14 protein-coding genes are annotated in these 24,778 nt (G+C 71.3%); 2 read left to right on the top strand and 12 right to left on the bottom strand.

Annotated features, from left to right (window positions below; translation table 11 throughout):
• The 9 genes from Q0C41_RS18890 to Q0C41_RS18850 form a co-directional block, all read right to left on the bottom strand.
• On the bottom strand, window positions 1-1,306 hold a 1,306-nt coding region (locus Q0C41_RS18890; protein ID WP_291986272.1), incomplete at its 3' end, for an aminoglycoside phosphotransferase family protein.
• The gene (locus Q0C41_RS18885) at window positions 1,290-3,128 is read right to left on the bottom strand and encodes an ABC transporter ATP-binding protein (protein ID WP_291986270.1); all 1,839 of its coding nucleotides are present in this window, start codon (window positions 3,126-3,128) and stop codon (window positions 1,290-1,292) included. The genes Q0C41_RS18885 and Q0C41_RS18890, both read right to left, overlap by 17 nt.
• Entirely contained in the window at window positions 3,121-4,374 is a 1,254-nt protein-coding gene (locus Q0C41_RS18880; protein ID WP_291986268.1) for a glycosyltransferase family 4 protein, read from the bottom strand. Before Q0C41_RS18880 ends, Q0C41_RS18885 begins: the two co-directional genes overlap by 8 nt.
• Window positions 4,371-5,606 carry a glycosyltransferase gene (locus Q0C41_RS18875; protein WP_291986266.1) on the bottom strand — a complete coding sequence of 412 codons (1,236 nt, stop codon included), beginning with the start codon at window positions 5,604-5,606 and terminating at the stop codon, window positions 4,371-4,373. The genes Q0C41_RS18880 and Q0C41_RS18875 overlap by 4 nt, the downstream gene beginning before the upstream one ends.
• Window positions 5,593-6,876, bottom strand: coding sequence for a glycosyltransferase (locus Q0C41_RS18870; RefSeq protein ID WP_291986264.1), 1,284 nt, complete (start codon window positions 6,874-6,876; stop codon window positions 5,593-5,595). Before Q0C41_RS18870 ends, Q0C41_RS18875 begins: the two co-directional genes overlap by 14 nt.
• An 87-nt stretch (window positions 6,877-6,963) precedes the next feature.
• Entirely contained in the window at window positions 6,964-9,837 is a 2,874-nt protein-coding gene (locus Q0C41_RS18865; protein WP_291986262.1) for a S8 family serine peptidase, read from the bottom strand.
• Entirely contained in the window at window positions 9,834-10,478 is a 645-nt protein-coding gene (locus Q0C41_RS18860; protein ID WP_291986260.1) for a zf-HC2 domain-containing protein, read from the bottom strand. Before Q0C41_RS18860 ends, Q0C41_RS18865 begins: the two co-directional genes overlap by 4 nt.
• A 28-nt stretch (window positions 10,479-10,506) precedes the next feature.
• On the bottom strand, window positions 10,507-13,434 hold the full coding sequence (locus Q0C41_RS18855; RefSeq protein WP_291986258.1) for a CHAT domain-containing tetratricopeptide repeat protein: 2,928 nt from the start codon (window positions 13,432-13,434) through the stop codon (window positions 10,507-10,509).
• Window positions 13,431-14,066 carry a sigma-70 family RNA polymerase sigma factor gene (locus Q0C41_RS18850; RefSeq protein ID WP_291986256.1) on the bottom strand — a complete coding sequence of 212 codons (636 nt, stop codon included), beginning with the start codon at window positions 14,064-14,066 and terminating at the stop codon, window positions 13,431-13,433. The genes Q0C41_RS18855 and Q0C41_RS18850 overlap by 4 nt, the downstream gene beginning before the upstream one ends.
• A 98-nt stretch (window positions 14,067-14,164) precedes the next feature.
• Here Q0C41_RS18850 and Q0C41_RS18845 point away from each other — a divergent pair, with 98 nt between their 5' ends.
• Window positions 14,165-16,504: a VWA domain-containing protein gene (locus Q0C41_RS18845; RefSeq protein WP_291986254.1), complete on the top strand. Its 2,340-nt coding sequence runs from the start codon at window positions 14,165-14,167 to the stop codon at window positions 16,502-16,504.
• Between the two features lie 518 nt (window positions 16,505-17,022).
• Entirely contained in the window at window positions 17,023-20,088 is a 3,066-nt protein-coding gene (locus Q0C41_RS18840; RefSeq protein ID WP_291986253.1) for a TonB-dependent receptor, read from the top strand.
• 130 nt (window positions 20,089-20,218) lie between these two features.
• Here the strand turns inward: Q0C41_RS18840 and Q0C41_RS18835 are convergent, their stop codons facing one another.
• The 3 genes from Q0C41_RS18835 to Q0C41_RS18825 form a co-directional block, all read right to left on the bottom strand.
• Window positions 20,219-20,608, bottom strand: a complete 390-nt coding sequence (locus Q0C41_RS18835) for a hypothetical protein (protein WP_291986251.1) — start codon at window positions 20,606-20,608, stop codon at window positions 20,219-20,221.
• 75 nt (window positions 20,609-20,683) lie between these two features.
• Complete coding sequence (locus tag Q0C41_RS18830; RefSeq protein ID WP_291986249.1) at window positions 20,684-21,229, bottom strand: hypothetical protein; 546 nt, start codon at window positions 21,227-21,229, stop codon at window positions 20,684-20,686.
• The coding region (locus Q0C41_RS18825; RefSeq protein WP_291986247.1) for a hypothetical protein at window positions 21,229-24,778 on the bottom strand (3,550 nt) is incomplete at its 5' end. The genes Q0C41_RS18825 and Q0C41_RS18830, both read right to left, overlap by 1 nt.

The raw sequence follows: 24,778 nt of genomic DNA, 5'->3' as shown, positions 1-24,778 counted from the left end.
GCACCGCTGCGGCCGGGCGACGCTCGCGCCACCGCCGCGTGTCGAGCGCGGCCCGCGCCAGCGAGAGCAGGCGCTCGGTCGTCGTCGGCCAGTTCGCCTGTCGCGTACGGAAGGGCTGCGGCACACGCCGCAGCAGATGGGCTGCCACCCAGGTATCCAGGCCGGTGAGCGTGCCGCCGGCCTCGCGTGCGTAGCCGTCCACCACGGCGTCGGCGATCGCGAAGGCCTCGGCCATGGCCACCCGGTCGGTCACCGTGTCGGCCAGCACACTGGCCACCAGGCTCGCCAGGTCACTCATGGCCGCGCCACGCGCGACCTCATCCAGATCGATCAGGCCGACGCCCGAGGCGCCCAGCACGAGTTGTCCCTGATGGAGATCGCCGTGCACCAGCACCGGGCGGACCGGCGCCTTCAGGAGCACGCCGACGCGGGTCGCGAGATCGCGGGCCGCCAGGCCGAGTTCCGGCCGGACCACCGCGACCAGCGCCGCCGCCGCCTCGATCGCCTGGCGGTCGTCGCTCACACGACGCTCGGGCAGCCCCTCACCCGGCAGCGCATGGAGCGTGGCCAGCGCGCGTCCCACCTCCGCCGCCGCGCTCCCCGCCTCACCACGTCCGACGAAGTGCTCGAACGTGTCGCCCTCGATCCAGTCGGTGATGGACACGCCACGCCACTCGCGGCGGCCGAGCACGCGCTGCAGGCGGAGCAGCCGGGTCGATGGCGGCAATGACGGCCGAAGCGTCGTGCCGCGCGACTGCACGCGCACGACGGCCTCGGGTCGCCCCTCGACCATCAGGGATCCGACGAACCGCCGTTCGGGCTTGTACGACAGCGGTCGCAGGCCAGCCTCGGCCAGCCTCGGGCGCGAGGCCACGGCCCGCTGCAGCAGGTCACGCCGACGCGCGTCGTCGATGACGGACACGAGATCGCGGACCTTCTCGTCGTTCGGGAACGCCGACACGCCCACGCGGAGGTCCGGCAGCAGCATCCGGGAGAACCCGAGCACCGGATGGCAGACCACCCGACCGTCTGCCTTGCGCATCCGCGACTCGAAGGACGGGCCGTCGCCGGCAGCGTGGGCCTTCGCGTGCACGGACACGGTGAGACCGTCCACACGGACGTCGTAGGCCGCGAGGGCATTCGTCCCCGGCTTGTAGCGGAGGTAGCGTGGCGTGACCGCCTGCACGTCGCCGCCCTCGCAGGCGTCGCGCAGCAGTTCGAGCATCGCCGCTGCGTCGAGCACCAGGCCCAGCCCGGGGATGCCCGTGTCGCGGTGGACCAGCAGACGATCAGCCGGCGAGAGCATCGGCCACCTCCGTCCCGGCCACGTGCGCGCGCGATCCCCGCACGGCATGCAGCACATCGAAGCGACCGCGGTCGGCGAGCAGGTCCGCGGGAGCGCCCGCCTCGACGATGCGGCCCTGCTCGACCACCAGCACGACGTCGGCATCGAGCGCGAGTGACAGGTCGTGTGTGATGACGAAGGTGGTCCGCCCGCGCGAGACGTCGCGCAGCGCCCGGGTCACCAGACGCGCATGCTCATCGTCGAGGCCCGTGGTCGGCTCGTCGAGCACCAGGAAGGGGGTGCGGCACACGGCGGCGCGGGCCAGGGCGATGCGCTGACGCTGACCGACCGAGAGGGTCACGCCGCGTTCGCCGAGCACCGTGGCGTAGCCCTCGGGCAGCTCCGTCACGAAGTCGTGCGCACCGGCCAGTCGCGCCGCGGCCACGATCGCGTCGTCGGTCGCGCCCGCCGCGCCGTGGGCGATGTTGTTGCGCACGCTGGTCGCAAACAGGATGGTGTCCTGGACCATGAAGGTGATCTGCTGTCGCACCGATCCGACGGTCAGGGTGCGGATGTCGATGCCGTCCAGCAGCACGCGACCGCGCGTCGGGTCGTGGAAGCGCGCCAGGAGGCTGGCGATGGTCGATTTGCCGCTGCCGGACGACCCCACGATGGCGACGTACTGGCCAGGTGCGATGTCGAACTGCACACCGTCCAGCACCGCATGGCCCGGCTCGTACTCGAAGCCGACGGCCTCGAAGCGCACCGCGCCGCTGAAGGCGGGGGCCGCCACGGCATCCGGCGCATCCACGACGTCGGGCACGGTGTCGAGCAGGTCGGTGACGCGCTCGGCGGCGGCCGCCGCCTTCGCCAGGCGGCTCGAGTACTTGGCGAAGTCGCGCACCGGCTTGAAGGCGTTCTTCAGGTACGCCAGGAACACGATCAGATCGCCGGCCGACATCGCCTGTGACGACACGAGTCCGGCGCCGACGTACAGGACACCGGCGGTGGCCAGCGCCACCAGCACGTCGACCGTCCGCTCGAGACGAGCTTCGAGCCGCGTCACCTTGGCGCCATCGCCGTAGCTGCGCGCGTTCTGGGCACGGAACCCCTCGCCGAAGTCGTCCTCGAGGGCGAGCGCGCGGATGGTGCGGATGCCGCCGATCGACTCGGCGGTCTGGCGTGCGAGGGATCCCTCGCGGCGACGCTGCTCGCGCGCGCCCTGGCGGATGCGACGGCCGAGGCGCACCGTCGAGAGGGCGAACAGCGGCACCACCGCGGCAGCCACCAGTCCAAGCTGCCACTGCGTCACCAGCATCACCGTCAGCATCCCGATGAGGAGGGCGAGATTGCCGATGAGCGGCAGGAGCGCCGACACCAGCACGTCCTTGAGGAGGTTGACGTCCCCGATGACGCGCACCACGAGATCCCCACTGCCGGCACGCGCGTGGAACGTCAGCGAGAGCCGCTGCAGATGCGCGAAGAGCGTCGCGCGGATGTCGGTGATCACCCGGGTCCCCGCCAGCGAGAGTCCGACGGTCGACATGTAGGCGGCCGCCGCGCGGCCGCTCGCGATGACGACAACGGCCACCGCGGCCGCCACCACGATGCCGTGCGGACCGGCCCACGACGGCATGGCGAACGGCAGCGGTCGCCCCGGCGTGAGTACGTGATCGATGACGAACTTCAGGGGCCACGGCTCGATGAGCCTGAAGGCCACATCCGCGATCAGGGCGAAGGACGACGTGGCCAGCAGCGTCCGCTGCTGGCGCAACAGGGGCAGGAAGCGTCGCAGGCTGCGCCACAGCGACGGCGCCGCCACGGCGCGACGGTGACTACGCATGACGTCGCACCTCCTGCGCGCCCGTGTCGCGCGTCTCCGACATCGGGACGCGCGGCCCACCCGCGGCCTCGTCGGCGATCAGGCGGACACGCTGGACGACGCGCGCCCACGTGTGGTGCTGCAGCACGTGACGTCTGGCCGCGGCGCCGAGCCTGGCGCGACGATCGGGGTTGACGCACAACCGCATCAGGGCGTCGGCCAGGGCCGGCGCGTCCCCCGGCGCACACAGCAGCCCCGTGGTGTCGTGGCCGACGATGGCCGGCAGCTGACCGACCCCCGACGCCACCACCGGCAGGCCCGCCGCCATGTACTCGAAGACTTTCAGCGGCGAGAAGTAGCAGTCCTCGGCGTCGGCGTAGGGCGCCACGCCGAGATCCATCGCCGCCAGCCACGCCGGCACCTCGGCGGGCGCCACCGACCCCGCCCACACGATGGCATCGGCGAGTCCGGCGGTGCTGGCCTGTCGTTCGAGGGCCGCGCGCTCCGGTCCGTCCCCCACCACCAGCAGACGGCACGGCACATCCTGCCGCCGCATCAGGGCCAGCGCCTCGACGAGGACGTGCAGGCCATGCCAGGGCTTGAGCGTGCCGAGGAAGCCCACGGTCACGACGCCGGGCACGGCGGCCATCGCCCGCACGATCGTCCCCGCGAAGCGCTCGGGACGGACTGCGTTCGGCACCACATGGATGCGCGAGGCCGGCACTCCGATCGTGCCCAGCCACGACGCGAGCAGGTCGGACACCGGCAGCACGACCGTGGCTGCGTCGAAGGCACGCCGCACGATCGCATCGGCCTCGTCCCTCAACCGGAGCGCGCGATGGCGCTGCTGTTCCTCCAGCAGGGGCGCGTTCACCTCGAGCAGACCGACGACGCCGACGGCACGGGCGTACTCCATCGCCCCGCAGCTCCACAGCGCGTGGCGCTCGTAGATCGCATCGAAGCGTCCCTGCGCGGCGAGCGTGGCGTGGACGTGCTGATTGCGGGCGATGGCGCCCTGTTCGCGCGCCAGCACCTCGTCGTCGATGGCCCCACGCTCGACCCGCCAGACCGGCGGCGGCGTCAGCCGATGGACGGGAACACCCGCGAGGTCCGGTGGTGGGGTGCCGCCGATGCGGGCCGCGAACAGCTCGACCGCGATGCCTGCCTGTCGGCTGGCGCGGAGGAACTCCTGGACGTGCACCGAGCACCCCTTCTGCCCGAACACCGGTACGCCGTCGTCGGCGCAGACGTAGGCGAGGCGTCTCATGCCAGCACCGCCTCGCGCGCGGTCTCGACAGGTGCCGGCTGACCGAACAGGGAGAAGACGCGGGCGGCATTGCGGCGGGTGTCGAACTCCTGCTCGATCCGCTGACGGGCGTGACGGGCGATGCGGGCCGCCTCGTCGGGGTGACCGAGGATGTGCGCCAGGGTGTCGGCCAACGCCACGGCGTCGCCCTGCGGCACCACCCACCCGGTGTCGCCGTGCGTGATCACCTCGGGAATGCCCGTGACGTCGGTGGACACGCATGGCGTGCCGGAGGCCATGGCCTCGAGCAGCGTCGTCGGCAGTCCATCGCGGTTGCCGTCCTCGCCGACCAGGCAGGGCGCCGCGAAGACCGAGGCCGCCGCGATCGCCGCTGCCACCTCCCGCTGGGGCCGGGCACCGAGCATGCGCACGCGGTCCTCGAGTCCGTGGGTCCGCACTCGCGCGCGCAGGTCGTCCTCGCGCTCGCCCGTCCCGATCAGGTCACAGGTGAAACGGACACCGCGATGCAGGAGCACGGCGCAGGCATCGACGAGCACGCCGAAGCCCTTCTTCTCGACCAGCCGCCCCACGGCGACGATGTGCCCCGGGGTGCGGGTCTCACCCACCGGAAAGCGTTCGAGGTCGAGCCCGTTGTAGACGCGCACCACGCGCCGCGCGTCGGCGCCGAACGTCTCGCGCAGATAGGCGAGGTTGAACTCGCTGACGGTGACCACGGCGGCCGCATCCGCGAGCTTGCGAGCGAGGTCGTCGTGCTGCACGCTCTCGTGGAAGATGTCCTTGGCGTGGGCGGTGAACGAGTAGGTGATGCCGGTCAGCCGCGCCGCCAGGCGCGCCACGGTGGCCGGCAGCGTGGCGAAGTGCGCATGCAGGTGCGTCAGTCCACGCTCACGGACCAGCAGCGCGAGCTGCACCGCCTGGTACACGTCGCGGGCATCCGCCCCCTGGAGGTCGCCGAGCCGCGACCACAGGCCGGGCCAGGCCCGCGCCGCCTGCTCGATGGCCGCCCACAGATCCGCGGCGCGTGCGCCCTCGAAGGCGAGGTAGTGGACCGGCGCCCGCACCAGCGCCAACGTGTCCTGGAAGTGCGTGTCGCACGGGGGCCGCAGCGAGATGATCTCGAGGGACGCCCCCGCCGCCTCGTGCGCGAGCACCTCGGTGACGATGAACGTCTCGGAATAGCGGGGATACCGCTTGACGACGTACCCGACGCGCGGGTGATCAGCAGGACACATTGAGGGCACTCCGGGAAACGGACACGGACGGCGTGACTGGCATGGGCACGGGCACACCGAGCGGCACCGGCACGATGACGGGCGGCGTCAGGAGATCGCGCAGCAGCTGCGGGATGCGGCGCAGTCCATCGAGGTCGAGCCGATGGCTCGAGCGTCGACGCGAGTGCCGTCCGGCCAGCCAGCTGGTGATGGCGCGCGGCGTCAGGTCGGTCGGCAACAGCAGGTCCACCAGGCCGAGATCGCGCAGCCGTGTGGCTCGCACCAGCTGCTCGAGTCGCGGCGCCACGCGCGGCACGACCAGCGCCGGCGTGCTGTACGACAGCACCTCGTTGACGGTGTTGTAGCCGCCCATGCAGACGACGGCCTCGGCCCTGGCCAGCAGGGCCGTCGGCTCGTCGAGGAATGTGTGCACGATCAGTGACGGATCGGTGGCGGCGAGCTGCTCGATGGCACGTCGCTGCTCGAGGGGCATGAACGGGCCGGTCACGAGCACGCGCTGCAGGCCGTCCGGCATGCGGGCATGGGCAAAGGCCTCGGCGACCTCGAAGCCATCCTGCCCGCCACCGACGAGACAGAGCACGAAGGGGCCCTCCGGCACGTGGGTCTGCGCCGGCTGCTCGGGCCGCGTGCGATCGAGATAGCCGACGTAGTGGGCCTTGGCGGCCACTTCCGGTCCGAGGTCGTACTCGACGACGGGGTCGAGCAGCGTGGGGTCGCCGTAGATCCAGACGGCGTCGTACCAGGCGGCGATGGCCGACCGATTGCCGCGCGCCGCCCACTCCTTGCGGACCGAGGCCGCATCGTCCAGCACGTCACGCAGGCCCAGCACGCAGCGCGTCCGGCCCTCCCGGCGCAGCCGCACGAGGCTGCGTTCGAGTTCGCCACAGGCCCCGCGCGGCACGTTGTCGACGATCAGCACGTCGGGGCGGAACGACGCCAGCACGCTGTCGATGGTGCGGGCGCGCAGATCGATGAGGTCGCGCAGCGAGACGTCGAGGGAGCGGGCGTCGTATTGCCCATCGAGTTCCTTGCGCAGCCCCGGCAGCGTGATGCAGTCCACCCCGCGCGGCATGGCCAGCGCACCCGCCTCGCGGGCGCCGCAGACCAGCAGCGTCGACGCGTGGAAGTCGGCTTCGGCGACCCCGCCGGCGATGGCGAGATTGCGGCGAACGTGCCCCAATCCCATCGTGTCGTGCGAGTACAGAACGATGCGGGCGGCCGGAGCGAGCTGGGGGCCTGGACGCGTGGACGCGTCCCGCAGGTGAGCCATCGGTTGTCCTCCTGCCCGCTAAGGGCAGGAGGAGCGCGCGATGATATAGGGCGTGTAACTTTCTTGTGACGCGCGGGCGACGAGCCGTCAGCGCAGGCGGGTCGCGAGGGCGTTGGTGCCCGCCGTCCACGTCGTGCCGCCGCCGTCGCTGTACATGGATCGTTCGACCACCAGCGGGGCCGGCGTGGTGCCGAGGCTTTCGACGAGGGTCGCAAAGCGTCGCCCGATGGCCGCCGGGAATTCCGCGGCGATCGCCACGTTGAAGCGGCTGCTGGCCGCAATCGGGAAGTCGCGGGCCAGCGTGCCGCCGTCCTCGAAGTGCAGGGTGACGCGGGCCACACCCGCCCGGGACGAGGGATTGGCCAGCAGCACGTAGGTCTGCGTGCGGGACGGCCCCCCTTCCTCGCCATCGGCGAGGGCCCACGCCGTGCCGGTGGTGGTTGCCCCCGTGCTGACGTGCGATTCCTGCCAGCGCCCCTGAGGCCACCACATCGCGCGCTCGACGACCACGGGCACGCCATTGCGCGACGTGACCCGGGTCGAGACCGCCGTGTCGGCCAGCCGCGGGTCTTCCTGGTCGATCCAGATGGTCAGGCGACTGCGGGCCGCGACGGCGTAGCTGCGTTGGACGGTGCCGCCGTCGGGCAGCAGGTACGTGACGTCGATGTCCGCGGCGGTCTCGCCCGGATTGCCCACCAGCACGAACGTGTCGAAGTAGGGCCCCGTGGCGCCTTCGGCCAGGAACCACTCGAGCGCCGGGGCAGCGACGGCCGCGCCGCCGTGGCCGGCGGCGAACAACTGCCCGCCGGTGTTGGCGTACATCGCACGCTCGGCCAGGATCGGCACGCCGTTGACCGAGCGCACGACCCCCGACACCTCGGCCCTCTCGAGGCCGGCGATCAGGTTGACCCACACGGTCTGCCGCGACGCCTTCGGCACGAGCGTGCGATACACCACCGGTGGCAGCGGGGACGGCCGCAGGAAGGTGATCTCGACGTCGGCATCGGCCGCGCCGGGGTTCTGCAACAGGTAGAACAAGCCGAAGTCGCCGGTGGTCGCGCCCTCGGCGAGATACCACTCGAGGCCGGGTGGGGTGGTGATGGCGTGCTCGGCGTGACTGCCGTACATGCTGTCGTCCCACGACATCGTCCGGTCGACGACCACGGGGACATCCGATTCCATCGACGTCGAGAACTCGGCGTCGACCAGTGCGGGGACGTCGCGCGCCGTCAGCGTGGCGCGACGGCCGGCGGGCAGCGCGATGTTGCGGACCACTTCGCCACCGATGCCGCGCTGGAAGCGGAGTTGCACCTGCGCTGGCGTGGTGCCGGGGTTGAAGAGGGCCAACCGGACGCTGAACAGGGCATTGACGGCGCCTTCGGGCAGGTAGGAGCGGTGGCGGCCGCGCGGGTGCGTCCCGGCGAGGTACTCCTGCTTGTTCGTCCGCCCATCGCCATCGTCATCGTCATCGTCGTCGCTGTCGTCGCGCGGGTCGAGACCGTACTCGACCTCGAAGCCGTTGCGCATGCCGTCGCCGTCCTCGTCGCCGTCGGGCGGCAGGATGCTGCCGCCGACGGTGAAGGCCCGCACGAACCGGACGGCCTGCTGGACGTCGAGTCGCCCGCTGCCGAGGTCCTGGCCGATGGGGATGGCTTGGCGCAGGGCCTCGCGCGCCAGTTCTTCGCGGGCTTCCAGATCGCCGGCGGCCGTGGCCGCCGGCATCGCGGCCATGACGAGGGCCCCGGCGCCGGCGGCGATCCCCGTGCTGAAGGAGGTGCCCCACGCGGCCGCGAACACGCCCGCCGGGAAGGTGGTGACGACGCCTTCGCCGGGTGCGGCGATGCGCACGCTGCTGCCGAAGTTGGAGAACACGCTCCGCTGATCGAGGTCGCCCGTGGAGCCGACGCCGACCGCGTCCGACCACGCCGCCGGATAGAGGACGAGCTTGCGCCCGTTGTTGCCCGACGAGGCCACCGACAGCACGCCGCGGGCCTGCGCGTACTTGAGGGCACGACGGAGCTCGTCGGATTCCTCGGTCATCGTGAAGCTGAGGTTGATGACCGTGGCGCCGTGATCCACGGCGTAGTACACGGCGCGGACCAGGTCGGACATGGTCGACGTGCCGTCGGCGTTGAAGGCCTTGAGCGGCATGATCCGGGCCTGCGGAGCCACGAGGCGCACCAGGCCCGCCACCATCGTGCCGTGGCCGAACGCGCGCGGGAACGTGCGCCCCGCCAACTGGCTGGCGCGGTCGCCTTCGAGGATGGCAGCCGTGCTCTGGTTGAGCGAGACCACCTGATCGCGCTCGAGGATGGCGGCCGTGGACTGCTCGAGGATGGCCGCCGTGGACTGATCGAGATCGGCCAGTTCGGAGGGCAGCCCCGCCTGGTCGCGAGTGAAGTCGTAGCCCGGGACGAGGGCATCGCGCAGCACCGGGTGATTCGGATCGATGCCGGTGTCGATCACCGCCACGGTGACGCCCGCGCCCGTGGTGAGGGCCTGGGCACCGGCGAGGTTGATGACGCGGGTGGCGGGTTGCTCGACGTATCGATTCCAGACCTGCAGCCCCTGGAACGGCACGAGGGTCCGGGACGGCAGGGCCTCGAGGATGGCCGCCGTGGATTGCTGCAGCGACACGTCCGGAGGAATCTCCGGCAGGTCGAGGGCGCGGTTGCGTTCGATGCCGATGGCGCGGACGTCCGCGCCGACTTCGGCTTCGACCTCGTCATCGGTCCGGTCGTCGTCGATCTCGACCCGGTAGAGTTCGCCGGGGCGGACCTCGCGGACGATGGTCAGGCGATAGCGGGCGGCGAGGGCGTCGGCCTCGGCGCGTGAGGTGACACGCAGCAGGAACTGGTCGTCGTCGGCACGGGCGTCGAGCGGCGACGTCCAGGCGAGCAGGACGAGCAGGAGCCGCCAGCAGGCGCGGCGCAGGCGGGCACGGACGGGTGTGGGCCTCATGACGGATCCGGGGCCGTCGGCAGCAGCCGGGCGAGCGGCAGTTCGACACGACGCGTGCCGGCCTCCACCACGACCTGCAGGCGGAGCTGGCGGACGGCGTCGCAGGTCAGCTCGAACTCGCCGTGCGCGTTGGTCTCGGTGCGTTCGAGCACGCGGCCGTTGACCGTGGCGAGCACGGGTAGCGTGGCGACGTCGCGGGCGGCTTCACGGGCGGTGATCTGGCCGATGATGGCGCAGGTCGCGTCGCCGCCTTCGTCCTCGACCCGCACCGTGACGGCGTAGGGGCCAGCGTGGAACACGGCCTGGCGCTGGTCCTGCGCGGCAGCCGACCGCAGGCCGGCCAGGGCGGGCTGCAAGCCGCCCTGGATCAGCTGTCCGAGCCAGTGCGGCAGCGAAGAGACGGGATCCGGCGCGGTGCCGGCGATGGCGAACGCCCGCTGCATGGCCGCGCGGCCGGGGACTTCCGTCTCGTCCCGACTGGCCACCGTGGCGAGGCGGGTGAGCGCGGCGAGATCGGCCTGGCAGGCGGCACAGTCGGCCACGTGGGCCTCCACGCGCGCCCGATCGGTCTCGGAGCCGAGACCGCGGGCGTGGTCGGTCAGGGTGGCGACATCACAGGACGAGCGTCGGGACATGGGCATGGGGTTCGGGCCTGGTGAGCCCCCTCGGTTACTGAAGGGGGTGCCTGCCGGCGTTTGATATAGGGGTCGGAGCCCGATGCGCGGATGGGCCCGCCGCGGGGTGGCCGAGCAACACGAAGGGGGCCCAGTAGAAGGGGTCGGGCGCCTGCTGTCGAGCGGCGAGCATGGCGGCCCGGAGGGCCTCGGCCGCGCCCTCCCCGGCCACCATCCGCCGGAACACCTCGACCATCATCGACGCCGCGGTGTCGTCGTGGACGTCCCAGAGCGAGACCAGGACGGCGCGGGCCCCTGCCGACAACAGGGCGCGGGTCAACCCGAGCAGTTCGTCGCCGCCGACCGTCACGCTCAGGCCGGTCCCGCAGCCGCTCAGGCTGACCAGGTCGGCCGAGAGGGACAGGGCGGCCAGATCCAGGACGCGCAGGTCGCCGTCGGCGAGGCGGATGGACGAGAACAGCGGGTTGTCCTGCCGGAAGCGGCCGTGGGTCGCCACGTGGACGTACCGGGCGCCGGGGGCATGGGTCTCGAGGAAGGCGCGCGTGGCGTCGGCGCCCATCGCCATCTGGACGTCTGGCAGCAGGGCGGCCAGGGCCTCGGCCTCGCGGCCGATGGCCGGGGCCAGGGCGTCGGGGACGCCGAGCACCACGGCCCGGGCGTCGCCCTGGGCAGGAGACGCTCCGGCGTGGACGTACACGCTCGCGCTCGGGGCGTACGAGACCACATGGGTGTCGATCAACGCCTGCCCGTCCGTGCCGAGGGCGTGGAAGGGCAGCGCGTGCAGGACGTCGTGGGGCACGATCACCAACCGCGACGCGCGGGCCAGGGACGCGTGCAGGGGCGCCAGCAGCCGCGCATGGAACCAGGCCAGATGATCGCGGAGCGCGGGCGATGGCGGCGACGAGGCCGGCCACCCCTGCGCGCTGCGCACGGCGGCATTGCCCAGCTGGAAGCGCAGCAGCCGCATGCGGCGACGGAGATCACCCACCGTGCCGAGCGGCACGAGCCTGGTGCCCACGCGGTCGATCACGAGCGCGTGCAGCACGCCGCGCACCTCGTGGTACTCGAGCACCGTGGTGTCCTCGGCCAGCGAGGCCTGCAGACGGTCGAGGGCGATCGTGCCCTCGAGCGCCGCGCTGCCATCGCTCGCCTCGAGCGCCGCGGACAACCAGGAGACACGCGCCCGGAGCTCGCGCGCGCGCGCCCGCAGCGCCAGCAGCCGGTGCTGATCCGGCCGGTCCTGGCCCGACTCGTCGCGCAGCTGGCGCGACACGGCATGGAGGTCGGCGGCAGCGGCCCGCACGTCGGCGGCAGGCCCCGTGGCCCCGTCGGAGACCGAGGCGGCCGCACCGAGCAGCGCCATCTGCTCGGCCAGCGCCCGCGACTTGGCCTGTTCGACCAGCGTGAAGATCGCGTGCACGTCCAGCGGTCCCGGTTGCGCGGCCGTCAGCGCCATGAGGCTCTCGAAGACCACCCGCTTGTCTTCGAGAAAGGCCACCTTGAGTTCGTCGTGGTCGAGGTGACGACGCAGCCCTTCGATGGCGCGGTGGGCTTCGCGGTACGCGTCGAGGGCACCTGACGGATCACCCTGCCGTTCGCGGACCTGGCCGAGCACCACGTGGACCCGTTGCGCGAGTGCCGGCGACTCGACGTCTGGCAGCACCTCCAGGGCGCGGCCGATGGCGGCAGCCGCAGCCGCCGTGTCGTCGGCGCGCAGCGCGAGGCGGGCCAGCAGGACGTCGCACGACGCGGTCCGGGCCGTGAGCGGCGTGGTGGCGAACTGCCTCCGGGCCGAGAGGCACAGGGCCTGGGCCTCGGCCGGCGCCCCGTGTTCGAGCAGCGCCGCCTTGAAGAGGTCGATCTGGGCCGGCCAGATGGCGTTGGCTTCGGCCACGAAGCAGGCCCGGGCCTCGTCGAACAGACCGAGCGCCTCAGCCAGGCGTCCCCGGTGGCCGGCCGCCAGGGCGAGCGTCGTGCGGGCCTTCGATGCCTCGTACTGCATGTGGAGGGTATCGAACTGCCGGGCCGCGCGGGCCGCCATCGCCGCCCCTTCCGGCACGAGGTTGATCTCGAGATACAGCTCGGATTCGTCGAGATCGCACAAGGCGGCGTGGTAGGGGTCGGCCTGTGCGCTGGCCAGCCCCCTGGCACGGGCGTACAGATCGATCGCCGTGGCGTACTCGCCCCGCATGTAGTGGAGGTACGCGATGTTGTAGTCGACCTCGGCGAGCAGACGCGTCAGGCCGTGCGCCTCGCACCACCCGCGCGCCTCCTGATAGGTGGCATAGGCCGCGTCGAACTGCTGCAGCGTGATCTGACAGACGGCGATGTTGCGCAGGGCGATGGCCGCATCGTGGTCACCGCCGGTGGCCCGGAACGTGGCGAGGGCGCGGGTGTAGTGGTCGAGCGCCTCGGCGAAGCGGTCCTGCCGATGGAGCACGTTGCCGACGTTGCTGTCGAGGCGCGCCAGGCGCAGGGCATCGCCGGCAGCGGCGAAGGTCGCGCGCGCCCGCGCCGCCCAGTCGAGGGCCTGCTCGTAGCGGGCGAGATAGATCAGGGTCTGCAGCGCGCCGCTGCGCGTGATGGCGTCCTCGAGGGGGCTGCCGGCCAGGTCGAACGCCGCGATGGCCTCGGTGTAGGACTCGAGGGCGACCGCGGACTCGCCTCGCAGGGCGGCCACATGGCCCATGGCCCGGGCGCCGCGTCCCCGGGCATGCGGATCGTCGAGCAGGCGAGCCGTGGCGGCCGCGGCCTGCGCCAGGCGGGCGGCCTGCGCGAGATCGGTCCGCGCGATGCGAATCGAGGCGTCCGCCAGGTGCTCGACGGTGCGACGGGTGCGCAGGTCGGGCGACGCGTCGAGCCACGCCGCCAGGCGCCGCGCGCTCACCCCCTGGGAGGCCCGTGCGATCACCCCCTCCAGCGACACGACGTCGCCGGGCACGACGCCGGCCCCCGGCGTCACGCCCCCGAGACCCCGGACGCGCGCAGGGCCTGCTGCAGCTTCTTCAGGCACCGGCCGCGGATGAAGCCGAGCGAGCCCACGGCGAGCCCGAAGTGTCGGGCCACGTCCTTGTAGGACATGGGCGGTTGCTCGAAGAACAGGATGCGCACGAGTTCGCGACACCGCGGCGCCAGCGTGCGCACGGCCTCCCTCACGAGCTGATCGCGCTCGACCTCCTCGAGCACGTCGCGATCGGTGGTCGACAGCGCGACCGGGTCGGCGTCCTCGACGTCCACGGCATGGCCGCGGCGCGTCCGCTTCTGCTTCCAGTCGAGGGAGGCATGGGACGCCACCGTGATCAGCCACGACCGCAGGCTCTCCACCTTCCGCAGGCGCGGCAACGCGTGGTGCAGCTCGAGGCAGACGGCCTGGAAGATGTCCTCGGCGTCCTCCTGGGTGGCCTGATACCGGCGCGGAATGGCGTAGATCAGGCGCGCGTACCGTTCGATCAGCGCCGTCCAGGCGGCCTGCTGGCCCGCGAGGCAGGCTTCCACCAGACGGGCGTCGGTCCACGCGTCCTCGACGCGCGTGAGACGCGCCGGGGACGGCGCCCGCCGGGCCGCCGGTGCCACAGGGTCGAGGGGTTCACTCATGGCCGGTGGGCATTCTGGCAGAGCTCGGACGCAGAGAACACTCGACCAAAGTGCCAGCCCGACCATGAGGACGGGATGAGAACGGTATACATTCCCACATGCGCTCACGCACCCTGCTCGGCCTCGGGACGATCCTCCTGCTGTCGCTCTCGTCCGTGTCGTCACCGATGCGCGCGCAGGCGCCGACCGCCCCGTCACCGCCGCAGCGCCCGCCCACAGCCGACGCGTCGGGCCGCGGGCAGGCCCCCCAGGACGCCCCGCCCGCCGACGCGCAGCCGACGTTCCGCGTCGAAGCCAACTTCGTCCGCGTCGATGTCTATCCCACCAACGCCAAGGGGGAGCCCATCACCGACCTGACGGCCGAGGATTTCGAGGTGCTCGAGGACAACACGGCGCAGACGGTGACGCAGTTCGAGCGCGTCGCGCTCTCGACGACCACGGCGCGCGAGGAGCGCCGCGATCCGGTGAGCGCCGACGACGGCCGTCGTCAGGCGGCCGACCCGAGACGGCGCGTGTTCGTGGTGTTTCTCGACACGTGGCACACGACGTTCGAGGGCGCGGTCCGCGCCCGCAAGCCCCTGGTGACGATGCTCGAGCGCCTGATCGGGCCCGAGGATCTGTTCGCGGTGATGACGCCGGACATGGACCCGCGCCAGATCACCTTCGCTCGCCGGACCGAGACCATCGACGCCATGCTGACGACGCAGACGCGCTGGGGCATGCGCGACAGCATCATGCGGGTGCACCCCGAGGAGCAGCAGCTCGAGATGTGCTTCCCCGAAGGCATGCCGCCGCGCGGCTGCGGAGGCGGGGCCCAGTCGCCGCAGGCGCTGGCGGCATTGCGCAACGCCAACAACGGCATCGCCTCGCAGCTGATTCGCCGGCGACGCGAGAACGAAGTCCTCGATGCGCTGGAGGGACTCGTCCGCTACCTCGGCGGCGTGCGCGAGGAGCGCAAGGCGCTGATCACGGTGACCAGCGGCTATCAGATGTTCGAACCCAAGCCGGATCTGCTGCGCCGGGAGGACTGCGCGGACCCGCCCTCGATCGGCACACCGGGGACCGGGCCCGACGGCCGCATCACCAACAACCCGGGCCGGGTGCAGGCCGGTCCGGTCGGCATGATGACCTCGGCCGACTGCATGAGTACGGCGATGAAGTACGCCATGCTCAACAACCGGCAGCGTTTCATCGGCCTGACGCAGGAAGCCAACCGCTACAACGTGTCGTTCTACCCGTTCGACGCGCGCGGTCTCGCCGCGTTCGACTCGAGCATGGGGGATCGCGACGAGCGGATGGTGGCGGATCGGGGCGAGTGGTACAACCGGCAGTCCGGGACGTTGCCGGGCACGATGATGGGCGATCAGGCGTCGCTGAACGTCCGCCTCGACTCGCTGCGCCTGCTGGCCGACAACACCGACGGCCTCGCCGTCATCAACACCAACGACCTCGATGGCGGCGCCGCGCGCATCGTCCGCGACCTGTCGTCGTACTACCTGCTCGGCTACTACTCGGGCAACGAGCAGCTCGATGGCAAGTGGCGGACGATCAAGGTGCGCGTCAAGCGTCCGGGCGTCCAGGTCCGCGCCCGCAAGGGCTACCGCGCGCTCCGGGCCGAGGACATGGCGGTGCTCAGCGCGTCGGCCCGCGCCAACGCGGCCGGCGGTGCCGGCGAGGCCGCCGCGAGTTCGGAGAGCACGATGCTCGCCTCGGCGCTCGGGTCGGTGGGTGGCATTCGCGACGGCCAGCCCTGGCGCAGTCGCGCCGCGTATTTCTTCCACGCCGGGGCCGGCGCCGCGGCGCGCACCGGTCGGGTGTGGGTGACCGCGGATCTCGATGCGTCGACGATGCGTGACGCGTCCGTGGCGCAGGGCGGCACCCTCAGCGTGACGGTGACGACCGACAAGGGGGTGACCATCGCCCAGGGTGACGTGCCGCTGGCCGCGGGCGCGCGCAGCGCCTCCACGGAACTGGCCACGACCACGGCACCGCTGGGCGCCGGCGATCTCCTCGTGCGGCTGCGCTTCACGCCCACCACGGGATCCCTCCCGCTCACGGACACGGCGCGACTCGGCCCCCCCCCCCCCCCAGCCCCGGTGGGGGCCCCCCGCCTCTCGCGCGCGAGCCCGATGACACGGCAGAAGTTCGTGCCGACCGCCGATCCCCGCTATCGGCGGAACGAGAAGGTGCGGGTCGAGGTGCCGATCGCCTCAGGCGCCACGGCCGTGCGGGCCGACCTGCTCGACCAGACCGGCAAGGTGATGGCCGCCATCCCGGTCGCCACCGCGCTGGTGGCGCCCGACGACGCCGGGATCGGCTGGGCCACGGCCGATGTCGGCCTGGTCCCGCTCGGGGCCGGCGACTACATCGTGCGGGTCGAGGTCACCCATACGGAGGGCACCGAGCGCAGCTTCACCGGGTTCCGCGTGGTGCCGTAGACGGGAAAGGACGGAGGACCGAGGAATGAGGACGGAGGTAGGACTGAGGTGCAAGGTGCGAGGTGTGAGGTGTGAGGTGTGAGGTGTGAGGACTGTGCCGCTCACCCACTTCCCCTCCCTCCTCGCCCCTCCGTCCTACCTCAGTCCTCCCTCCTCTTTCCTCCGTCCTCTCTCGTGATCGATCCATCCCCTTGGTGAAGGCGACGTGATTTCTCCGGAACGTTGAATCGTCCGGAGGACCCGCTCGCCCTCGCGGGCGAGACGTCGGTCCGGCCGCGGGTCGATTCGTCCGCGTCGGCCTCCGCTCGACCCCTGCACAACCTCCGACGGGCACCGGCGCGGGATGAGTCGTCACGCACGGCCGCTATGGGGCCCGGCGCGGCGCGCGGGTTGCTCTTCGTCCCGCCCGTCATGCGCGCCAAGCGCAGGGCGGGCGACTGTCGTGCCGACTCGCGGGTGCGAGCGCGGCAGTGAACAGTCGCCGTGCGCGGCCATCGATGGCCGCAGGAAGGGACGACATGCGTTTCGCCGGCAGTTGCCTTGCCGCCGCGGCCGCCGTGCTGCTGCTGCTCCCCCGCCCCGTGGGCGCCCAGGAGCGCTTCGGCGGGCTGACAGGGACGGTCACCGACACCAGTGGCGCCGTGCTTCCGGGCACCACGGTCACCATCACCAACAAGGGCTCGGGTGCGGTCCGCGCCACGGTCACCAACGGTGAGGGGCTCTACGCCGTTCAGGACCTCGACCCCGGCCGCTATGCCGTCGGCATCGCGCTCTCGGGCTTTGCGACGGTCGAATTCAGCGAGGTCGCGGTCACGCTCGGCAAGACGATCAAGCTGGACGCCCAGCTGAAGGTCGGCGACATCACCGAGGTGGTCCAGGTCTCGGGCGCGCCGCAGGACATCGACGTCCGCAGCACGCTCGTCGCGCACAACGTGCGCGAAGAGGAGATCGACCGGCTGCCGAAGGGCCGCAGCTTCCAGTCCATCGCCCTGACCGCGCCGTCGGTCAACGCCGGCGAGATCGAGGGTGGCTTCCAGGTCAATGGCGCCAGCGGCGCCGAGAACGCCTTCACGGTCGATGGCGTGGTGACCAACAGCCTGGTCGACGGTCGCTCGCGCCAGAACACGGTGTTCGAATTCCTGCAGGAAGTGCAGGTCAAGACCGCCGGGATCGGCGCCGAGTACGGTGGCGCGCTTGGCGGCGTGATCAGCGCGGTGACCAAGTCCGGTGGCAACACGTTCCGCGGCGAGGCGCACTACTACTACGAGGGATCGCCGCTCGGCGCCGGCCCCGTCAAGCGGCTGGTGCTCGACCCGTCGGACGACCAGACGGTGAGCTACGTGCAGGACAGCGAGCAGCCCGATCACCGGAACGAGATCGGCGGCTCGATCGGCGGCCCGATCCTGCGCGATCGCCTGTTCTTCTTCGCGTCGTACTCGCCGCGGTTCGCCAACCGGACCAACACGTACCTGTTCAACAACGGCACCGAGACCGGCGAGATCCAGCGCACGCAGACCTACACGCAGGCGTTCGGCAAGCTGACCTGGCGCGCCGGCCGCGTCACGTCGTCGGCCTCGCTGCTGTTCACGCCGACCACGTCGGAAGGCACGCTGCCGGCCTACAACGGCGCGGCCCGCGACGTCATCACCAGTTCGTTCGCGGCCAACAGCGTCAACCTCGAGCGCGGCTTCCGCAGCCAGCAGGTCAACACGACCGGCCACGTCGACGTGGCACTGACCGGCGCCTCGTTCCTGTCGGTCCGCGGCGGCTACTTCCGCGACAACTACGAGGACACCGGCATCCCCAACACGACCAACTACATCTACCAGACGTCGAGCGTCGGCCTGGCGGGCGTGCCGGCCAACGTGCAGGGGCCGATCGGCACGCAGAACACGCCGCGCGCGCTGATCGTGGAGAACGACACGACCAGGCGCGGCTTCCTCAACGCCGACTACAACGCCGCCTTCACCGCCGGCGGCGCCCACAGCCTCAAGGCCGGCTTCGGGTGGCAGAACACCATCAACGACGCCAACCAGAACTACCCGGGCGGCTTCGTCAACGTCTTCTGGGATCGCAACTTCAACTTCCAGGGCGATCGCGGCCGCGGCACGTACGGCTACTACGAGGTCAACAACCGTGGCGTGCAGGGCGAGGCCGGCGCCAGCATCTACTCGCTGTACGTCCAGGACCAGTGGACGGTGGGCAACCGACTCACCCTCAACCTCGGCCTGCGCGCCGAACAGGAGAAGGTGCCCTCGTTCCGCGACGGCGTCTCGGCCATGGAGTTCGGCTTCGGCGACAAGCTGGCGCCCCGGCTCGGCGCCAGCTACGACGTCCGTGGCGATGGCCGCTTCAAGCTCTATGGCAGCTGGGGCCGCTACTACGACTGGACCAAGTACGAACTGTCGCGAGGCAGCTACGGCGGCGACACCTGGCAGGTCTTCTATCGCGGACTCGAGACCACCGACGTCGGCAGCCTGAACCTGTCCAGCATGCCGGGGGCCGATCTCTGGGTCGTGCCGGGCAACTTCCGCGATCGCCGCGTGCCCAACTTCGACTCGACCGACCCCGACATCAGGCCGATGTACCAGGACAGCACCAGCATCGGCACCGAGTACCAGCTCGGCTCGCACCTGTCGCTCGGCGTGCACTACGTCCACAACGACCTGTCGCAGACCATCGAGGACATCGGCGCCGTGGACGCCAGCGGCAACGAGACGTACGTCATCGGCAACCCGGGCCGCGGCCTGGCCACGGTGCAGTTCCCCTCCGGCGCCACCCCGGTCGGCTTCGCCGTGCCGCAGCCGAAACGGCAGTACGACGCCCTCGAGGTGACCGTCAACCGGCGCTTTGCCAACAACTACTTCTGGAGCGCGAGCTACGTCTACAGCCGGCTGTACGGCAACTACTCCGGCCTGGCCGCCAGCGAGGAGGTCAACACCCCGACGACCAACGTGACCTCGGCCACGGCCCAGCAGCAGACCGGCAGCATCGCCCGGCCGGGCGGCAACGCCAACCGCGCGTGGGACATCGACGAGATCTTCTGGGATTCGCGCGGCACCCTCGACGTGCTCGGTCGGCTGCCGACCGATCGACCCCATGTCGTCAAGCTGTATGGCAGCTACCTGCTGCCCTTCGGCACCCAGATCGGCGCCTTCCTGTATGCCGGCAGTGGCACGCCCCTGACGACCTACGTCGTCTCGACCAACCAGACGCAGCTGTTCGTCAATGGACGCGGCGACATGGGGCGCACGCCGGTGCTGTCACGCACCGACCTGCTCCTGTCGCAGGAGTTCGGCATGGGCAGCGGCAACAAGCGGCTGCGGGTGGAACTGAACGTGATCAACGCCTTCAACCAGAAGGCGACGCGCCACGCGTTCAACTTCCTCAATCGTGGTGCCGGCGCGCCGCGCCCGTCGTCGGCCATCGACCTCAGCGAAACCGACCTGTCGCAGGGCTACGACTTCAACGCGCTGATCACCGCGTCGCCGGACGGCGTCAACGCGTATGACCCGCGCTACGGCAAGGCCGATCTGTTCGACCCGGGGACGCAGGGGTTCGTGACAGTGAAGTTCCTGTTCTGAGCCCGGCTCGTGACGTGGGTAGGGCCCGCTCTCCGCCCCTCGACTCGGCTCGGGGCGACCTGAGCGCAGTCGAAGGCCGAGCGGGCCGTCACGGCCGGTTCGGAGAATCGGCCCTACCCAGGGCGCGCCCTCACCGCGTGCGGCGCAGCAACGCCAGCAGGTCGCGGTGCGCGAGCACGGCATCCGGCGACTCCTGGATCGCCTGCAGGTAGCGCTGGGCGTAGGGGGTCCCGTCGGCATCGGGTGAGGCGAGGGCGCGAACCTGTACGAGGATCGCGTCCTCGTCGAACTCGCCCTCGTCGGTGAGCATCGTGTCGATGTGCACGATGCTCTCCGAGATGGGGCGCAACCAGGCGAACTCCGGGTCGTGCAGGAGGATCTGCAGCAGTTCGTGCGCCGACGCGCGTCCGTGCACCCGTTCGTGCATGCGTCGCTGCCAGTCGAGGAGCGTGCGGTGCAGGCGCACCAGCGCCTCGCGGATCTCGTGCAGTCGGGTCGACGGGGACAGGGGTTCGGACACGGGGGCGCGGCCTCCGGCCTCAGCGTATCCCAGACGTGCCGCCGCCCGGACGGCGGAGCGCGCCGGCCCAGCCGTTCACGCCGGTGGACGGTCGTCGGCCAACCAGCTGATGACGACCTGCCGCAGCATCTCCGGGTCGTTGAGCACGCCAGCGACCTGCCATTCGATCCAGGCCCCGCGGGCGCCCAGGATCGTCGGCACGGCCCGCACCCCGAGCGGACGACGGGCCTGCCCGCGCTGGTCGACGGCCAGTGTCACGCCGCCGAGCTTGTCCTGCCACGCCGTCACGGCCGCCGCCGTCGTGGGGCCCTCGGTCATCACCAGCAGCACGCGCACCGCCCGGGCCTCGAGCGACCAGTCCACGAGCGCCTGCAGGAGACGGGCCGACGCCGGCGCGTCCGGATCGACGTAGATGATGAGCCACGCCTCGTCACGGGCCATGGCCACGACGTCGAGCGGGGTGCCATCGGCCCGGATCAGGGCGGCCGAGGGCAGCGGACGCCGTTCGAACGCCGAGGCGGGGGTACCGGCCAGGCAGGCACCGGCGACGAGCGCCAACGACGCCAGGACTCGGCGGCGCGACACGGAACGAAGGGCGAGCGAGCACGATGGCATGAGCATCACGGCTCCAGTCGGAAGTTGACGACCCGCGCGCGCTCGGCGGCCGTCAGGCCGAAGGCGGCGGCCGTCGGGTCGGCGGCGATGGCCCGCAGGCGCGTCTCGATGGCGCCGGCGCCGTCAGGCGTATCGATCGCAGCGAACAGCAGCAGGGATCGGCTGCTGAACGCCGGGACGGTGATCTGATAGGTGACGCGTGGCCACCGGTTGCCATCGATGGCCCCGTCAGGCGCATCGAAGGCCACCAGCGGCGCCTGCGGTGCATCGGCGCCGGCATACAGCAGGCCGAGACTGACCTCGTTGTTGGCCGAGCTGTCGTACACCAGCATGCCCCCTTCGGTCGCCGAGGCGGTCGTCGAGGCGGCGATGACGGCCGTCCGCGTCTCGCTCCGCACGTCCACCGTGACCGTGACGGGCAGCGCCGTCGGATTCGTGAACGTGTCGAGGCCGTAGACGTAGCCGCCCTCGGGTGCGAGCTCGGTCCGTCGCGACACCGACAGGGGTCCGCCGGTCGGCAGCGGTCCGTAGATCGCCTGCTGCTGCGGCGTGCCCGTGACCGTCCAGCCCGTCACGTCGACGCCGTCGACGCGCAGCGTGTTGGCGTGGTTCACGCCGCCTCCGTAGAGATACTGGAAGGTCGGCGAGAAGTAGCCGGACGAGACCAGCGCCCCGTTCGGTCCCAGGGTGTAGACGAAGCGGTCCTCGCCGAACAGGCCGATGTACTCGCCCTGGACCTGCCCCTCGTTCGGGAACACCTCGACCGGTGTGGGACCGAGGTTGGCCGGCCCCATGACGAAGCTCACGCGGTTGTACGCCTGCCAGTAGCCGTCGCCCTGCGGATCGCCCGGGTCGTTCGGCACGAAGTACTCGAACAGCACGACCGCCGGCCCCGTCGGCAGCGGACCGACCAGCAGCAAGCCATCCTCAGGCAACGTCGTCTGGTAGGCCCCCCCGGGCACACCGAGGGGACCACCGTGCTGCTCGCTGAGCGGCGTGATGCGCAGCCGCGTGCCAGGCGCGAGGTAGGTGCTCGACAGATCCATGTCGGCGTAGTTGTTGCGATCGAAGAACAGGTCGATGCGCCCCGTGCTGCCGGCCGTGGTCACTGTCGTCGCGCCGGAGGCGAAGCGCGCCTCGCTGCAGGTGTAGATGTACTCGTCGTTCTCCTCGTCGTAGATCTCCTGGCACTCCTGCCACTTGCCCTGGGCGTAGTACCCGCCCATCGGCACGTAGTCGAAGCGGCAGACGCCGCCCTGGGGCGAGACCACCTCGTTGACCCCGCACTGCATGTCCATGCCGGTGGGCCCGCGCAACGAGACCTCGGGCAGGTCGAAGAGCTGACCCGCCTCGCGATACAGCCGGACTTCGACCGAGGCCACCTCGGCGAGTTGCAGGTTCTCGGTGAGCACCGCATCGTCGGCGGCCAGCGTCACCTCGCGCTCGGTCGAGAGCCCGGACGGGTAGTGCGTCGCCACCAGCGTGTACGTGCCGGCCTTGAGGCCAATCAGGCGATAGGTGTTGCCGTTGATGCTGGCGTACCTCACCTGCCCCGACGCGCTGCGCGCGAACACCTCGACGTCCGGTGCCGGCACCGTCGCGCCGAAGGTGATCTGCCCGGTGATCACCGAGATCGGCAGGACGATGTCGCCGAGGTCGGTGGTGCCACCCTGCGTGGTCTGCGCGATCTCTCGCGTCACCGTCGGCGAGCCGCTGACATAGCTGTTGGCCGTCAGCGTCGCCACTCCGCTCGGCGGCAAGAGCACCGGCAGCGAGAAGCGGCCATCGGTGTCGTTGGCCCCGGCACCGCAGGCGAAGTTCTGGCAGGCTCCGTCGAAGGTGACGCGGACCTGCCCCTCGATGGGGGTCGCGCCGTCGCCCGCGACCAGTCGACCCGTGATGGTCGTGAAGACCACCGACGGTACCGTGATGTCGACCTCGAGTGCCTGGCCCGGGATGGGAGCGATCGGCCCGGTCGTCACGGCGGAGTATCCGGCGCTGGCCAGCCCCGTGCCGGTGTACTGCAGCCTGACACCCTCGATGGGCACGTAGCCCGGGTTCAGGGTGTACCGCCCCTCGGCGTTCAGCGGCGAGCCGAAGTGGCCGTAGCGATCGTCGAGCGTGCGCGGGAAGACGCTGCCCATGGTGATCGGCGTCGCGCCGTCGCTGGCGAAGACGCGGCCGGTGATCGTCGCACTGACGAACGGCTGGACGACGGTGATGTCGAGCGATCCGTCCGCCGTGGGCACCACCAGCTGGTCGTAGGTCGCGAACGTGGACCCGCCGAAGGCCGCGAAGGTCCGCACGATGACGCCAGCGCCCGACACCGCCAGATTGGTGGCCAGGAACTCACCCGGGGCCGGACTCGACCCCTGCGGGAAGCAGCCCGCTCCATTGGTGCAGACGGTCCGGAGCACCGTGAGATCGACCGGCCGCAGCAGCTGCACGCTGCTGCCGAGCGGCAGCGGCGTCACCCCATCGGCCTGGAAGATGCGCCCGTGCAGCGACACCGTGAAGGCGCGCACGACGACCGTCGTGTCGAGGATCTGGCCGTCGTTGGCGCGGGCGATCGACACCGAGGCCACTTCCGCCGGCGTCGTGCCGGCGCCGCGGAAGATGCGGAGTTCGGCCGTCGGCTCGACGACGAAGGCGATGCTGAGATCGCCAGCCGCGTCGGTGGTCCCGCGTTCCTCGAAGAACCCGTTCAGTCCGTCGCGCACCTGGATGCGGGCTGACGGGACCGGCGCGCCATCGGCCTCCCGCACGTGGACGCGCAGGGTGGTGATGGACGGCAGGAACGCGTCGAGCGCGATGGTCTGTGCATCGACGGCCACCCGCTGGTTCGCGCTCCTCGAGAACGGAGTCGCGTTGTTCGAGGGCTTGCGAGCCGTCGGGTGGAGCACTTCCACCCGGAACGTCGACGAGGCCGGGATCGGGCCGAAGGTGTAGCGGCTGTCGGTGCTGGTGACCGCGCTGAAGAACGTCCCGAGCGATCCGCTGACCGTGGCGAGGCGCACCGTCACCCCACTGCCGACCAGCGCGCCGGCCGTCGTCCGCACCAGGCCCGTGATCTCACCGAAGGCGGGCAGCGCGATCGCCGCGGCCGCCTGGCCGCCGTTCTCGACGGTGACCGTAGCGGTGGTCGTGGCCTGGATGGCCGAGTTCGACGGGTGGAAGGCGAGCACCGTCGCCGGCTGCCCGAGCGGGATGTCGGTGACCGTCGCCACGCCGTTGGCATCGGTGGTCGCATCGGGCCGGAAGAAGCCGGCGCCCGAGACGCGGACCCGCATGTTGGCCAGCGGGGTGCCATTGGCGCGACGCACGGTCGTCGTGATCGTGCCGTTGCCGATGTACCGCACCACGACGTCGGTCACCTGCCCCTCGATCACGGTCGTCGTCACCTGCGTGGTGAAGTTCGAGGACGGATCGGTGGCCAGGACACGCACCGTCCCGACGCGCACGCCGGGGAAGGCGAAGCGCCCGGAGGAGTCCGTGGTGGCGGACCGCTGGAACGCGCTGCCCGTGGTGCCTGCATACAACGTCACGGCGCGGTTG

This window comes from Luteitalea sp. (assembly GCF_022842525.1).
Lineage (GTDB): Bacteria > Acidobacteriota > Vicinamibacteria > Vicinamibacterales > Vicinamibacteraceae > Luteitalea.
Note: the sequence above shows the minus strand (reverse complement) of the source record. Positions and strands in the feature narration are given on the sequence as shown.

Coding starts and splice junctions, on each gene's coding strand:
- Q0C41_RS18885 (WP_291986270.1), bottom strand. CDS start 3,128: ATGCGTAGTCACCGTCGCGCCGTGGCGGCGCCGTCGCTGTGGCGCAGC.
- Q0C41_RS18880 (WP_291986268.1), bottom strand. CDS start 4,374: ATGAGACGCCTCGCCTACGTCTGCGCCGACGACGGCGTACCGGTGTTC.
- Q0C41_RS18875 (WP_291986266.1), bottom strand. CDS start 5,606: ATGTGTCCTGCTGATCACCCGCGCGTCGGGTACGTCGTCAAGCGGTAT.
- Q0C41_RS18870 (WP_291986264.1), bottom strand. CDS start 6,876: ATGGCTCACCTGCGGGACGCGTCCACGCGTCCAGGCCCCCAGCTCGCT.
- Q0C41_RS18865 (WP_291986262.1), bottom strand. CDS start 9,837: ATGAGGCCCACACCCGTCCGTGCCCGCCTGCGCCGCGCCTGCTGGCGG.
- Q0C41_RS18860 (WP_291986260.1), bottom strand. CDS start 10,478: ATGCCCATGTCCCGACGCTCGTCCTGTGATGTCGCCACCCTGACCGAC.
- Q0C41_RS18850 (WP_291986256.1), bottom strand. CDS start 14,066: ATGAGTGAACCCCTCGACCCTGTGGCACCGGCGGCCCGGCGGGCGCCG.
- Q0C41_RS18845 (WP_291986254.1), top strand. CDS start 14,165: ATGCGCTCACGCACCCTGCTCGGCCTCGGGACGATCCTCCTGCTGTCG.
- Q0C41_RS18840 (WP_291986253.1), top strand. CDS start 17,023: ATGCGTTTCGCCGGCAGTTGCCTTGCCGCCGCGGCCGCCGTGCTGCTG.
- Q0C41_RS18830 (WP_291986249.1), bottom strand. CDS start 21,229: ATGCTCATGCCATCGTGCTCGCTCGCCCTTCGTTCCGTGTCGCGCCGC.